The sequence below is a fragment of the Flavobacterium sp. ZT3R18 genome (assembly GCF_007097385.1).
Lineage (GTDB): Bacteria > Bacteroidota > Bacteroidia > Flavobacteriales > Flavobacteriaceae > Flavobacterium.
Genome location: NZ_VJZS01000024.1, coordinates 58,250 through 73,128 on the forward strand (window position 1 = coordinate 58,250; position 14,879 = coordinate 73,128).

Genomic DNA, 14,879 nt, shown 5'->3' on the forward strand with positions numbered 1-14,879 from the left:
TGCTCCTTCGCGTCTTTGCGAGAACTAGATTTAGAAAAAGAATAGCAAGAAAATCTTAACTTAAAGACACTGAGCGATAGCTCGGGTCGTGGTAAAATATAATAGTCCAAATTATTCTTGACAGAATCTTAAAAATTAGGACTTAAATCGTATTTCTTGTAGAAATTATCCAAAACAGCAACTACCTCGTCTTCGGTATCTACTAATTTAAATAAATTCAAATCGTCTGCACTTACTGTATGTTCTCTTTCGACTAACACCGTTTTTACCCAATCGATCAATCCAGACCAAAAACTGGTCCCCACCAATATGATTGGGAATTTACCTATTTTTTTGGTTTGAATTAAGGTAATGGCCTCAAATAATTCGTCCATAGTTCCAAAACCTCCTGGCATAACCACAAAACCTTGTGAATATTTTACAAACATTACTTTTCGGACAAAGAAATAATCAAAGTTCAAGTTTTTATCTCTGTCGATATACGGGTTAAAATGCTGCTCAAAAGGCAATTCGATGTTCAATCCCACCGAAGTTCCACCGCCTAAATGCGCTCCTTTGTTACCGGCTTCCATAATTCCGGGACCACCACCAGTGATCACGCCGTAACCTGCTTTACTTATTTTGAAAGCAATTTTCTCGGCCAGCAAATAATAATGATCCTCTGGTTTTATCCTTGCCGAACCAAAAATAGTCACACAAGGCCCAATGCGACTCATCGAATCATATCCATTTACAAATTCGGCCATGATTTTAAAAATCGCCCAACTGTCATTGGTTTTAATATCATTCCAAGTTTTTTGTTTCAGTTTGTCTTGGATTATTTTATCCTCGTCGTTGTCAAAATCTTCTAATCTCATATTTTTTTATTTTTTTATCTTGAACGAAGTCGAAAGATGGAGCTATTTCCAGCTTCCCGATAATTATCAGGACACTTGTATCTTTTCTAGAGGTAAAGAAAAATTACCTCTAGAAAAGGCAATTGTGATAGCAATTCGACTATCTGGGCTAGGACATCCGTTTTCAATTCAACTTTTTGTTTTAAGCTAATATAAAAACATTCACAGAAATAATGTGCAATTTTTGATAGTAACTTTTAGTTTTAAGTAATTTTTGGGATCTGAATCTAATATTTATAGTTTAAAGCTTTATTTATTTTCGTTTATCCCAAATCGAAGTATCTCTAGAAGTATGAAGGATTCCAATTATTATAATAGTTTTTATCGCTGGATCAACATAATAATGAATTAAATAGGGGTAAACTTCCATTACAGCAGTGTGTACTTCATAATACCGAATTTGGGCAATATCTGGATATGATTTAAGTTGGTTAATTGTTTTTTTTACAGTGGCTAAAAACTTTTTACCCAGCCCAATTTGTTGCAAATCGTACCATTTTACAGCTTCTCTTAAATCTTCTTTGGCAAGGTTTTCAATAAATGATTTATATCTCATGAAAGTTCATTTTCTAACTCTTCACAAAAAGAATCAAAATCCGTAACATTGTTAGGGTTTTCCTTGTAGTTTTTAAGTCTTTTGTCGATAATCTCTTTATGCCATTCCGGTATTGCTGGAACTTCCAATTCCTCTACTAAATCTTTATGCTTTTTAGTTATTTTTTCCCAATCACTTATGGGAATCACTACGGCAGTTTTATTGCCAAAGTTGTCGGATAAATATTGAAGTTTCATGATAGTAGCTTTTATTTATTTGTTATTCTTTGTAAAAGTTTTAAATTTTGACAAAGATGTATACTAAGATAACTCTTTTTTCAAAAACTGTGCTGTATAGCTTTTTTTATTTTTTATAATTTCCTCTGGTGTTCCTTTGGCAACAAGCTGTCCGCCGCCTTTTCCACCTTCGGGGCCAATGTCAATAATGTAATCGGCTAGTTTGATGACATCCATATTGTGTTCGATAATCAAGATGGTATTTCCTTTGTCTACCAGTTTGTTAATCACATCCATCAACACACGAATGTCTTCAAAATGCAAACCTGTAGTAGGCTCGTCTAGAATATAAAATGTATTTCCGGTATCTTTTTTAGACAATTCACCGGCCAGTTTGATGCGTTGTGCTTCGCCTCCGGAAAGAGTGGTGCTTTGTTGACCCAGCGTAATATAACCCAAACCAACGTCCTGAATCGTTTTTACTTTTCTGTAAATTTTCGGAATCATTTCAAAGAAAGGAACCGCTTCATCAACTGTCATATTCAACACATCCGAAATGGATTTTCCTTTATAGCGAATTTCCAATGTTTCTCTGTTAAAACGTTTTCCTTGGCAGGTCTCACATTCTACATAAACATCGGGCAAGAAGTTCATTTCTATGGTGCGCACTCCAGAACCTTCGCAGGTTTCACAACGGCCACCTTTGACATTAAAACTAAAACGTCCCGCTTTGTATCCCCGAATCATACTCTCCGAAGTCATGGTAAACAGGTTTCGGATTTCGGTAAAAACCTCGGTGTAAGTCGCAGGATTCGAACGTGGTGTTCGCCCAATCGGACTTTGGTCAATATCAATCACTTTGTCAATATGCTCTAAACCTTCAATTTTTTTATACGGCTTTGGAATTTTAACACCATTAAAATAATAGGCATTCAAAATAGGGTAGAGGGTTTCATTGATCAATGTCGATTTACCACTCCCTGAAACGCCTGTAACACAAATCATTTTACCCAAAGGCAAATCGATCGTAACATTTTTTAGATTATTACCCGTAGCTCCGGTCAGTTTTAGGAATTTTCCATTTCCTTCGCGTCGTTTTTCGGGAATTTCTAGTTTCATAGTTCCATTCAAATACTGAGCAGTAATGGTGTCCGAAGCCAAAGTCTCGGCAGGAGTTCCAATACTGATGATTTCGCCACCATATTTCCCTGCTTTTGGGCCAATATCGATCACATAATCGGCTCGCTCAATCATGTCTTTGTCGTGTTCCACCACGATTACTGAGTTTCCAATATCCCGTAATTGCTCCAAAGAATGAATTAGTTTATCATTGTCTCTTTGGTGTAAACCAATACTAGGCTCATCCAAAATATACAAAACACCCACCAATTGAGAACCAATTTGTGTCGCCAATCGAATGCGTTGCGCCTCTCCACCCGAAAGTGATTTAGAACTTCGGCTTAAAGCCAAATAATCCAAACCTACGTTCATCAAGAAAGCCAAGCGGTCTTTGATTTCTTTGATTACTTCGGTGGCAATTCGCTTTTGTTTGTCTGATAAATGATGGTCTAAATCCAAAAACCAAGCCGTCAAATCCGAAATATCCATATCACACAACTCGGATATGTTTTTTTCATAGATTCTAAAATAATTGGCTTCTTTTTTCAAACGGGAACCTTCACAAACGGGACATTTTATTTCATCCATAAAAGCCGCAGCCCAACGTTTTATTGTAGCTGATCCGCTTTCGTCGTGTTGGTTTTTTATAAAATGTGCAATTCCTTCAAAGTCAATTTTATATTCTTTGGTAATACCTGCTGTTTTTGATTCAATACTGAATTTTTCTTTCCCACCATTCAAAATCATTTCCATCGCTTCTGCTGAAATACTTTCAACGGGATCCGTTAATTTAAAGTCATATTTCTCGCCTATAATTTCCAATTGCTTAAAAATCCAAGACGATTTGTATTCGCCCAATGGCGAAAAACCTCCCGCTTTAATGGACAATTTGGGGTTGGGTATAATCTTTTTGACATTGATTTGGTTTACCGTTCCCAATCCGTTGCAAGAATCACAAGCTCCTTTTGGGGAGTTGAAAGAAAATAAATTGGGTTCCGGATTTTGATAGGATATTCCAGTGGTAGGACACATCAAATTCCGACTGAAATAACGCACTTCATTCGTGTCTTGATCGAGAACCATCAATACATTTTCGCCGTGGTGCATGGCCGTATTAATGCTTTCTGACAAACGTTTTGTGTCTTCTGTACTTGTTTCCTTGGTGGCTGAGCTTGCTTCCTTGGTGGCTGAGCTTGCCGAAGTCCCGATGACCATTCTGTCAACCACTATTTCAATATCGTGGGTTTTGTAACGGTCTAATTTCATTCCCGAAACTAAATCTTGAATGTCTCCATTGACACGGACTTTCAAAAATCCCTGTTTGGTAATTTGCTGAAAAAGCTCGGCATAATGTCCTTTTCGGGCTCGAATAACCGGAGCAAGAATGTTGATTCGTTTTCCGGTAAAATTCTGAATGATTAGGTCTTTAATTTGGTCATCCGAATAGGAAACCATTTTTTCGCCCGTGTTGTAACTGTAAGCATCGGCAGCACGTGCATAAAGCAAACGCAGGAAATCGTAAATTTCGGTAATGGTACCCACAGTAGAACGGGGACTTTTGCTGGTCGTTTTTTGTTCAATGGCAATAACAGGGGAGAGTCCGTCAATTTTATCGACATCGGGACGTTCCAGTCCGCCCAAAAACTGTCTCGCATAAGCCGAAAAAGTTTCTACATATCGGCGTTGTCCCTCGGCATAAATAGTATCAAATGCCAATGAGGATTTTCCCGACCCAGAAAGACCCGTAATAACCACCAGTTTTTCTCTCGGAATGGAAACATCTATATTTTTAAGATTGTGAACACGTGCACCTTGAACTTCAATCGTATTGTCTGTATCTAGCATAATTTTTGCAAAAAAGCAAAGTTACCATTTTGACAGCTATTTTTGGTGAGGGTAGCGGTAAATTTAATATTAGTGCAAATGGATTATTCATCTATTTTTTCAAAGCACTAGGTAAGGTGCCATATTTCTTTTTGAATGCCGTAGTAAAATGAGTCGCATTTTTATAACCCACTAATTCGGCTACTTGGGTTATTGTTAGTTCTTGTTCGGTTAGTAAATTTTGAGCTTTTTCCATTTTTATATCGTTTAGAAAACCAAAAACAGTTGTTCCAAAAATAGTTTTAAACCCTTTTTTTAGAGTAAACTCGTTGGTACCTACTAAATGCGCAAGTTCTTTTAGTGAAAATGGATGCTTCAAATTGGATAGAATGACATCCCTAACTTGATACATTTTGGTAGTATCAGATTTTTTGAGTTGGCATTTTATCGGGCAATTGTTGCAACACAATTGTTCTAATTGCAGTAATAGTAACTGAATGATTTTAGCTTCAACGAACATTTTTTTATAAGTTCCCTCCCGCTCACAATCGGTAATTTCTTTGATAACAGCAATCATTTCAGCGGTTACTGTCAAATTTTCGTTGATTATGCAACTGGGAATCTGTTTCTCTATTGCATCAATAAATAAGGAAATGTAAGGGTCTTTTTTGGATACATATTTTTTAAAAAAATCAATTTTCAGGGTAACCTCAAACAGTTGTAACTCCGTATCGGCTTGCCATTCCCAGCTTGTTTTTGATTTTGGTGAATAAATAAGGTTATGATGATACCTTTCAAATGGATGTGTTTGAATTTCTGAACTCATCATTGTACTTCCACTAAAAACAAAATGCATTTTAATGGTTTCGGTTTTATTGGCAAAACTGATTTTTGTTTTTTCTTCAAATAGTAAATGCGCATAACCAATATGAATTCCTTTGAAAAGAAAATCTTTATAATTGCCTTTTCCTGCTGAAATGGTGTGTTCTGAATATCCCTTTTCATTTTTAAGTGGGATGTGTTCTCTAAGCTCTATTACCTCTTCTTCTTGCTCAATTTTTATTAGCATTTTAATTATTCCGTTTGGCGTTAGTTTTATTCCGTTTGGCGTTGTTTTTTTATTTTTGTTTCTAGCTACTTTCGCACAAAATTAAACTTATTTAGATTAAATCCAAATAATAAAAAATAAGAATTTAAAAAAAGCAGCATGAATAAAACAAAATTAGTAGCCTTGATCGCATTATTGATTATTGGTGGAACTACAGCAAAAGCACAATCGGTTAAAGACACGATTAAAGGACAATCATTAGAAGAAGTCATAATTGTATCGTCACGTGCACCAAAACACATTACCGATATTCCGGGGACAGTTTGGGTAATAGACGAAGCGAAGTTGCAAAAACAAATAAAGGGGGGGGCAACACTCAAAGAAGCATTGGGAATATTGATTCCGGGCTTAGATATCGGAAATCAAGGTAGAACTAATTATTCACAGAATATGAGAGGTCGCAATGTTTTGGTAATGTTAAATGGTGTTTCGCTCAACAGTGCCAGAGCTACAAGCAGACAATTTGACGCTATTGATCCCTTTAATATCGAAAGAATCGAAGTCCTATCGGGTGCAAGTGCAGTTTATGGAGGCGATGCAACGGGTGGAATCATCAATATTATTACCAAAAACAGCACTTCAAAAAAGGTAGCTTTTGAGACTAGCCTTAGAGCTAAAAGTGGTTTGAATAATAAAAATGACCACGATGTTGCAATAGCTCAATCTATAGAAGGCGGGAACGATTTTGTAAAAGGAAGAATTGGGGTGGCTTATTCGCAAAACGCGGGTGCTTTTGATGCCAATAAAAACCAAGTGATTACAGATGTAAAACAATCTGATTTTCAGTACGGGCAAAGCATTGATGTTTTGGGTAGTTTTGATTTTAAATTATCCGACAATCAAGATGTTAGTTTGGATGTGCAGCATTATGTTTCAAAAATAAGAAATGATAAATGGCTTTCCTTTGGCGTTAATTATGCTGGAATAAAAAACCCCGATTTAATTGCCGTAAAAGGTGGAGCACATTCAGATATTGTACCAAGTACCACTAGGAGCATGGTCAATTTGCAATACAATCTTAGAAATATTTTTGGTGGACAGAACTTGATGGTTCAGGCTTTTGGGCGATCTGAAAAAGTTAATTTCGGAGCTTCATTTGCAGAGGGAGTTGCTTCGACAGCAACGATTGTTATTCCACCTTTTCTATCTTCTTTACGAATAGACACGGATGTTTATGGATTGAAAGCGGTCTTGTATAAAAAATGGGATGCATTTTCTATTACCTACGGAATTGATGCTGATCAAGACAAATTAAGCAACGACCAGTCTATTTATAATCCAAAAATAAGCAGTGAAACGGGTGGTTTGGTAAATAAAATTGACGCTTTTGTGAGCAGATTTCCTGAAACAAAAATTACGAATGTTTCTGGATTTGTACAAGCCGATTGGAATGTACTTGATAAACTAACACTTTCTGGGGGTATTCGCCAGCAGCATACGAATGTGAAATTAGGCGATTTCGCTGGATTCAAAGAACAAATGTACATGCATTTTGGCTACGGTAATTCAATCGATTTAATCAAAGGTGGAAAAAGTAATTATGATGTGACATTATTTAATGCAAGTGCATTGTATAAGTTTAATAAAAATGAGCAAGTTTGGTTCAATTTCTCACAAGGATTTGCCGTTCCTGATGCTGCAAAATCGTATGGTTTTGGGAAATACCAATTAAACGGCAATCATTGGAATCTGGTAAATAGTGTTAATGTAAGCGAGTCGCCATTAAGCGGTGTAAAAACAGACCAATTGGAGTTGGGATTTAGACATCATTCCACTGATGGTTTCTATGCACAAGGATCGGTATTTTATGCAATTTCTGATAAAACTTTAGCCATTGATAGAACGGCGTTTACTATTTCACTATTAGATCAAAAATTAAGAAATATTGGTTTTGAAGGGGCATTGGGATATCGCATGCAAAGCGGTTTTGAAGCAGGAGGGAATGTACTTTTGATGGCATCAGAAACGGAAACAAAAAATGATGGCTGGCAGAATCAAACGGTTTATACAAATAATCCCTCCAAGTTTATGGCTTTTGTAGGGTGGAACAAAAATATATTTTCGGCTAGATTGCAGGGTCAGCATTCTATGAATTATACTGATTTGGCTCACAATACAATCAACGGTTTTACCTTGTTCGATTTGATGGGAGATGTAAAATTACCAAAAGGAGTTTTGAATTTCGGTATTCAAAATCTGTTGAATAGAGATTACACAACTCTTTGGGGACAACGCTCGGTGTTTTTTTATGGTATCCCAAAAGCCTTTGGATATTTAGGAAGAGGAAGGACATTTTCTTTAGGATATACGATTAAATTCTAAAAAACTAAATTTTTTAGAGGAATCTGGAACCTCATTTTTATATTTCATCTTTTAAAATCTACAGTATGAATTCACAATTAAAAGTTCAAAAAATAAAAGTTTCGACGCTCGATTTTGATTGTAAACACTTATTCACCGCAAAAACTTCGGAAGAATACAAACACGCCATCGATTTGGCGAGTACTAGTGTTATTGATTTTTTAAAAAACAACAAAAAGCCTTTCAGTGGTATTTCGCCCGGAGAACTCAAAAAGGATTTTGAAACCATTGATTTAAAGGAACCGCTTTCTACTTATGCAGAAGTGATTTCTGAAGTTGAAGAATTATATACTCAGCATGCCATTGCTTTTCATCTTCCTAAATATGTGGCGCACCTCAATTGTCCAGTGGTTATTCCCGCCGTTGCTGCCGAAGTGCTCATTAGTGCTATCAATTCGTCTTTGGATACTTGGGATCAAAGCGCGGGAGGAACACTAATAGAGCAAAAGCTGATTCAATGGACTTGCGATGAAATTGGTTTTGACAAGAATGCTGATGGAATCTTTACAAGTGGTGGTTCTCAAAGTAATTTGATGGGATTGTTGCTGGCTCGAGATCATTTTTCTATCGAAAATCTGAAATACAACATCAAAAAAGACGGATTGCCCAAAGAAGCCTCCCGTTTTAGAATATTTGTATCGGAAGCGGGGCATTTTAGTATCCAAAAAAATGCATCGCTGTTGGGATTGGGAGAGCAAGCGGTCATAAAAGTAAAAACGGATCGTTCTTTCCGAATGAATGCGATTCTTTTGGAAGATGCAATCAAGAGGGAAATCAACAACGGAAATATCCCGATTGCGATTGTGGCAACCGCTGGAACTACCGATTTTGGCAACATTGACCCGCTGATTTCCATAGGTAAGTTAGCAAACAAATACAAACTTTGGTTTCATGTAGATGCGGCCTATGGTGGTGGTTTATTGCTAACGGATAAATACCGTCACCTGATTAACGGAATCGAAAAAGCGCATTCTGTTACCGTAGATTATCATAAAACGTTTTTTCAACCAGTGAGCAGCAGCGCTTTTATTGTGAATGACAAACGGTATTTCGGCTTGATAACCCATTATGCCGATTACCTCAATCCGAAGGATCATGACGACGACGGCATTCCCAATCAGGTCAATAAATCCATACAAACCACCCGCCGATTTGATGCTTTAAAATTATGGTTTACGCTTCGATTGATGGGAAAACAGGAATTGGGGAAGTACATTGACAAGATTATAGAAACCACTAAGGAAGCTGTAAAAGTGATAGAAAAGGACAATCATTTTGAGTTGCTCAATCATTCTGATTTGTCTGCTTTGGTGTTTCGCTATTCGGCTTGTCCTTTTAAGTCTTTCGATTTAAACAACATTAACCAACACATCAAGGCACAACTGTATAAAAATGGTCACGGGTTAGTAGCCGGAACTAAGGTAAACGGACAATTTTATCTCAAGTTTACGATTTTAAATCCAATGACCCAACGTACTGATATTCTAGATATTTTAACTCTCATTAAACAATATGGAAATGATTACATCAACTTTAATTAATCCCACTGCACAATTTGCGGTAGAAACCAATTATACGGCATTACTCAATTGCTATTGCCGTGAATTTACCAACTGGAGCCGCTATATGGGTGTGCCAAAATATGATGTAGCTCTGGCTAATCATTTTAATAAAACGGGACATGATTTACATGTTCGAATAGATTTTTCGACAATTGGATATGAAGTTTTTGTTCCGCTGAAATATTTTTCGGAAAGTGGCAGACATTTATTTCATTTTCCTGTAGTAAAACGCAATGTTGTTTCGGAAGAAATAATAGCGATTGATCCGTATGATTTTATGAATCTTACCATTGAATATGCTCAAACGATTCATGCCAATATTGATGCTACTATCGCTTTAAAACGTTTAGCAAACAGTATTGAAAATCTAGAAAAGTACCTTCAATATCACCAAGAAAATGACAAATCAGTCAACGATCCTGTAATGTCGTTTATTGAAGCAGAGCAATCTTTGATTTTGGGACATGCCTTGCATCCGATGCCTAAATCAAAACAAGGTTTTAATGATAGCGATTTACTAAAATACTCACCCGAAACCGAAGGGGAATTTCAATTGCATTATTTCCTTATTGATTCGGAAAATATCATCGAAAAGAATGCAGATGGCGCTTCAATAACCCAAGAATTTAAGGAACATCTTCTAAAATATACCACTTCAGAGGATTTGAATGTACTTCATCTTCTAAATCAATATCCAACTTTTTCGGTAGTGCCGATGCATCCTTGGGAAGCCAATTATTTGTTGCAACAACCCGATGTGAAACAAATGATGCAGGAAGAAAAACTGTTTAGTTTGGGAGAATTTGGAGCGTTTTTTACACCAACATCATCTGTGCGAACCGTGTATAATGAAGATTGCAATTGGATGTTCAAGTTTTCATTGCATGTAAAAATCACCAATTCGGAACGCATCAATCTGTACCCGGAATTGCATCGTGGGTATGATATTAGTCGTTTATTGAAAACAGATTGGGGCAAGAATCTTCAAAAAGATTTCCCTGAAATAGATTTTATCGTTGATCCAGCTTTTATTGCGGTTTCTTATAATGAAAAAATCATCAATGGTTTTAATATCAGTATCCGCAGAAACCCTTTTAAAGGCGAAAATAAAAACAAAAATGTGACTTTATTGGCGGCTTTGTGTCAGGATGGAATATTGGGAAAACCGTCTCGATTGCTCAATATTATCAATGAAACGGCCCAGAAATTCAACAAAACTAAAGAAGAAGTTGCAGAGGACTGGTTTAAGCAATACTTGCACATCTGTGTCCGACCAATTGTTGGAATCTTTAACAAATACGGGTTGGCTTGCGAGTTTCATCAGCAAAACGTAATGGTGGAATTAGATAAAAACGGATTTCCTGCTAAAATGTATTTTAGAGACAATCAAGGTTTTTTCTTTCGTGAAGGGAGAAAAGATATGATTTTAGAGGCGGTTCCTGGGATTTCAGAAATAAGTCAATCAATTGCTAATGAATCTTTAATACCTCCAAAATACACCTATTATTTGGTAACTAATAATATTATGGGAGTTGTCAATGCGTTTGGTTGTAATGGTTTGGCCGACGAGAAAAAACTAATTGATTTGGTTTATAAAGAATTCAAAAGTGTTGAAGATAGTGATGAAACGGGTTTGGTTGATTACATTATCAACAGCAGAAGTTGGTACACCAAATCCAATTTAGTCACAAGTTTGCAAAATATCAATGAAGCAGACGAATCTATGGAATATCCTGCCGTATTTCAGGAAAGCCCGAATCCGTTGAATAAGTATTTTTTCTGTGAAAATTTAATCAAACCACAAACCAAAGACGTATTGTATTCGTGTTACTTTCCAAAAGAAGAGATAACGATAAGTATTCGTTCGTTTGATATTGACAGGGATCTAGAAATAGTTCATGACTGGTTCAATCGAGAACATGCCAAACCTATTTGGAAAATGGATGGACCTATTAAGGATTTAGAATTATGGTACAGAACGATATTGCCAAGTGATGAGACTCACAGTTTTATTGGAGAAGTTAATGGTGTTCCTAATTTTAGTTTTGAGCCTTACTGGCCAATGAGAGATTTGGTTGGCGAGTATTATGATGCTTTGGCTACCGATTATGGCTCTCATCTTTTTATTGCTCCTGCAGAGAAAGAGAAAAAATTTACTTTTCAATCTTTTCAAGTAGGTTTGAATTGGATTTTTGCTCAAGCTGTTGTTGGGAAATGCATTGGAGAAGCAGCAGTAGAAGCCATTGCAATGGATAAATTAATTGGAAGATTTGGTTTTAAAAAGCAAGAAATTATCGAGATGCCTCATAAAACAGCTCATCTTACATTTTGCACGAGACAAAGTTATTGGGAGAAATTCCCCGAAAGCAAGAATGTTGAAATTGAGGGTATTATCCTAAATTATTAAATATAATACAGTGAAAAATAAAAAAATATATGATGTAATTGGGATCGGTATCGGTCCCTTTAATCTCGGTTTGGCAGCTTTGTTAGAACCGGTTCAAGAAATTTATGCACTTTTTTTAGACCAGTCAGAAGGTTTTGACTGGCATCCGGGATTAATGCTCGATAACGCCACTTTACAAGTGCCTTTTATGGCTGATTTGGTTACGATGGCCGATCCAACAAGCCGTTTCAGCTTCCTTAATTTTCTGAAGGAAACGAATAGGTTGTACAAGTTTTTTATCAGGGAGGATTTTTTTATTCTCAGAAAAGAGTACAATGCTTATTGCAAATGGGTGGTGAATCAATTACCGAATTGCCAGTTCAATAAGTATGTTGAGAATGTTATATTTGATGAGGTTAATGCTACTTATCAAATTAGGGTAGTGGACAAACATAGCCAAAAAGAGGAAATTCATTTAACAAAAAAACTGGTTTTAGGAACTGGAACACAACCTCATTTTCCTGATTTTATGAAGGATAAAAAGTATCCGAACGTGATTCACACTTCAGATTATTTAAAACATAAACCAACAATTCTGAATAGTAAGTCAGTTTCTATTATTGGTTCTGGACAAAGTGCCGCCGAGATTTTCCAGGATTTAATGCTAGAATCTCAAAATGGCTTGTATATGAGCTGGTTTACACGTCCAGATCGATTTTTCCCTATGGAATATTCGAAGTTAACCTTAGAGTTGACTTCTCCAGAATATGTGGATTACTTTTATGGAATGTCTCCTGAAAAGCGCAAAGCAACTTTAGGAAAGCAACCGCCTTTATACAAAGGAATCAACTTCGATTTGATTAACGGTATTTTTGATACTATGTATGAAATGAGTGTTGATGATACTCCTTTAAATATGCAGTTAAGACCCAATTGTCAACTTGACGATATTCATGAAAAAGAGGAAGATTCAAATTACGCTCTGGCTTTTACCCAAGTGCAAAAAGAACAGTCTTTTACGCACCAGTCCGATTTTGTTATTTTGGCCACCGGCTATAAATATAAAACTCCAGCTTTTATCGAAGGGATTAAGAATCGCATCAAAAGAACAGATGATGGGCTTTATGATGTAACTCGAAATTACAGTATAGATAAAAATGGGGAAGAAATTTTCATTCAAAATGGTGAGTTGCACACACACGGTTTTGTAACACCCGATTTGGGTATGGGCGCCTATAGAAATGCGATTATCATTAATGCGATTGCTGAAAAAGAAGTTTATAAAGTAGAAAGTAGTATTGCTTTCCAACAATTTGACTTGTAACACAAAAAAGATTCTAGTTCATTAATATGAAAGATCAAAAAAAGTTCATACTTCAAGGCGACCTCAGGCATGTCATGTGGCAAACATCTTGGCCTGCCGTGGTGGCCATTGTTTTGTATGGAGTTAATAATTTTTTGGATGCCATTTTTGTGGGGCATCTTATCGGTAACGAAGCATTGGCGGCAGTAGGAATGGCTTATCCGCTTTCGCAGATTACCTTAGGTTTTGGACGATTAATAGGGGTGGGCTCGAGTGCTGCCTTGAGCATTTGGTTGGGGGCAAATGAAAAAGAGAAACTTTATCATTTGTTGGGAAGTTTCAATATACTTTGTCTTTTCTTTTCATTATTGTTTGCGATTCCGGCTTATGTATTTGCCGAAGAGCTTTTGCATTTAATGGGAGCCAAAGGAACAATTAGTGTTTTGGCGACTCAATATTTTAGGGCAACCTTGATTGGTTCTTTGTTTTGGATTCACGGGTTGGCCATCAATATGTTGATTCGCGGAGAAGGAAAAATGAAAACGGCAGCAGGAATGATTGCCATTGGTCTCGTGATTGATATACTATTGAAACCTATTTTTATATCCACTTTTGGTTGGGGCGTAGTAGGGGCAGCTTGGGCGACAAATGTAGGTATGATTATTTATTCCTTTTCGGGATTGTATTATTTTGGGAAACAGAAAAATTCATTCCAAACCAACTGGAAATCATTATCTTATAATAAATCGATAGGAACTCGGATAATAAAATTGGGATTGCCGGAAATGATTTTTTCGGTAATGAGTGTGTTGCAAAGCATGGTTGTATTCAATGCCTTATCGGACTACGGAACAGCAAATGATATTTCTTTTTATACTGTTGTGAATCGGTTTTTTCTTTTTTTGCTTACTCCATTATTCGGATTGATGAGAGGATTACAGCCTGTGGTGGGAATGAATTATGGTGCAGGCCAACATCAAAGAGCTTGGAAGTCATTGGTGATATATACAATTACAGGTATCGTTATTCTGAGTCCTTTTTATATAGTATCTCTACTTTTTTCCCAAGAAGTTATTTCAACAATGCTACCCAATACAGTTTTAAAATCGGAGCAATTGTATCATTTTAGGGTTTACATATCTACTTTGCCTTTATTGCCGATAACCGTTTTGGCGTTGTCCTATTTTCCGGCAATTAACAGCAGTAAAAAAGCAAGTTCTTTGGCACTATTACGCCAAGTTGTATTCTATATTCCTTTGATGATTGTACTCCCAATGTATTTTGGTATTGCTAGCATTTATTGGGGTAGTGCCTTGATAGAAATTACAGTTGTTCTCATTACGCTTTTTTATATCAAATTGGATTTTGATTCCCAGAAGAAAGTATTGATTGATGGGTAAGATAGGTAAGGATATTTCGCTTTTTTTGACCCAATGAAAATTTTTATCGATTAATTTTTATTTTTCTGTTTAAAAAAAAACTTAAATATCACTAAAAGTGGGTATTGTTTTGTATTATTAAATGAGTTAGGTTTGTAAAAAATAAATTA

The 14,879-nt window shown here is 36.2% G+C and carries 10 protein-coding genes; 5 read left to right on the forward strand and 5 right to left on the reverse strand.

Annotated features, from left to right (window positions below):
* Nucleotides 1–128: 128 nt before the first annotated feature.
* The 5 genes from FNW52_RS18205 to FNW52_RS18225 all read right to left on the reverse strand — a co-directional run bounded on the left by FNW52_RS18205 (nt 129) and on the right by FNW52_RS18225 (nt 5,679).
* Complete coding sequence (locus FNW52_RS18205) at nt 129–857, reverse strand: TIGR00730 family Rossman fold protein (protein WP_143378912.1); 729 nt, start codon at nt 855–857, stop codon at nt 129–131.
* A gap of 292 nt (nt 858–1,149) precedes the next feature.
* Complete coding sequence (locus FNW52_RS18210) at nt 1,150–1,452, reverse strand: type II toxin-antitoxin system RelE/ParE family toxin (RefSeq protein ID WP_143378913.1); 303 nt, start codon at nt 1,450–1,452, stop codon at nt 1,150–1,152.
* Entirely contained in the window at nt 1,449–1,688 is a 240-nt protein-coding gene (locus FNW52_RS18215; protein ID WP_143378914.1) for an addiction module protein, read from the reverse strand. Before FNW52_RS18215 ends, FNW52_RS18210 begins: the two co-directional genes overlap by 4 nt.
* Nucleotides 1,689–1,751: 63 nt before the next feature.
* Nucleotides 1,752–4,631, reverse strand: a complete 2,880-nt coding sequence (uvrA, locus tag FNW52_RS18220; protein ID WP_143378915.1) for an excinuclease ABC subunit UvrA — start codon at nt 4,629–4,631, stop codon at nt 1,752–1,754.
* 91 nt (nt 4,632–4,722) lie between these two features.
* Complete coding sequence (locus tag FNW52_RS18225) at nt 4,723–5,679, reverse strand: AraC family transcriptional regulator (RefSeq protein ID WP_143378916.1); 957 nt, start codon at nt 5,677–5,679, stop codon at nt 4,723–4,725.
* A gap of 138 nt (nt 5,680–5,817) precedes the next feature.
* On the opposite strand from FNW52_RS18225, the gene FNW52_RS18230 reads away from it, so the two are divergent.
* The 5 genes from FNW52_RS18230 (at nt 5,818) to FNW52_RS18250 (ending at nt 14,730) form a co-directional block, all read left to right on the forward strand.
* Entirely contained in the window at nt 5,818–8,040 is a 2,223-nt protein-coding gene (locus FNW52_RS18230) for a TonB-dependent receptor (RefSeq protein WP_143378917.1), read from the forward strand.
* 65 nt (nt 8,041–8,105) lie between these two features.
* Entirely contained in the window at nt 8,106–9,620 is a 1,515-nt protein-coding gene (locus FNW52_RS18235; RefSeq protein WP_143378918.1) for an aspartate aminotransferase family protein, read from the forward strand.
* Nucleotides 9,598–12,048 carry a GNAT family N-acetyltransferase gene (locus tag FNW52_RS18240; RefSeq protein ID WP_143378919.1) on the forward strand — a complete coding sequence of 817 codons (2,451 nt, stop codon included), beginning with the start codon at nt 9,598–9,600 and terminating at the stop codon, nt 12,046–12,048. Before FNW52_RS18235 ends, FNW52_RS18240 begins: the two co-directional genes overlap by 23 nt.
* A gap of 10 nt (nt 12,049–12,058) precedes the next feature.
* Nucleotides 12,059–13,351: a lysine N(6)-hydroxylase/L-ornithine N(5)-oxygenase family protein gene (locus FNW52_RS18245; protein ID WP_143378920.1), complete on the forward strand. Its 1,293-nt coding sequence runs from the start codon at nt 12,059–12,061 to the stop codon at nt 13,349–13,351.
* A 26-nt stretch (nt 13,352–13,377) separates the two neighbouring features.
* Nucleotides 13,378–14,730 carry an MATE family efflux transporter gene (locus FNW52_RS18250; protein WP_143378921.1) on the forward strand — a complete coding sequence of 451 codons (1,353 nt, stop codon included), beginning with the start codon at nt 13,378–13,380 and terminating at the stop codon, nt 14,728–14,730.
* The last annotated feature ends 149 nt before the right edge of the window (nt 14,731–14,879 follow it).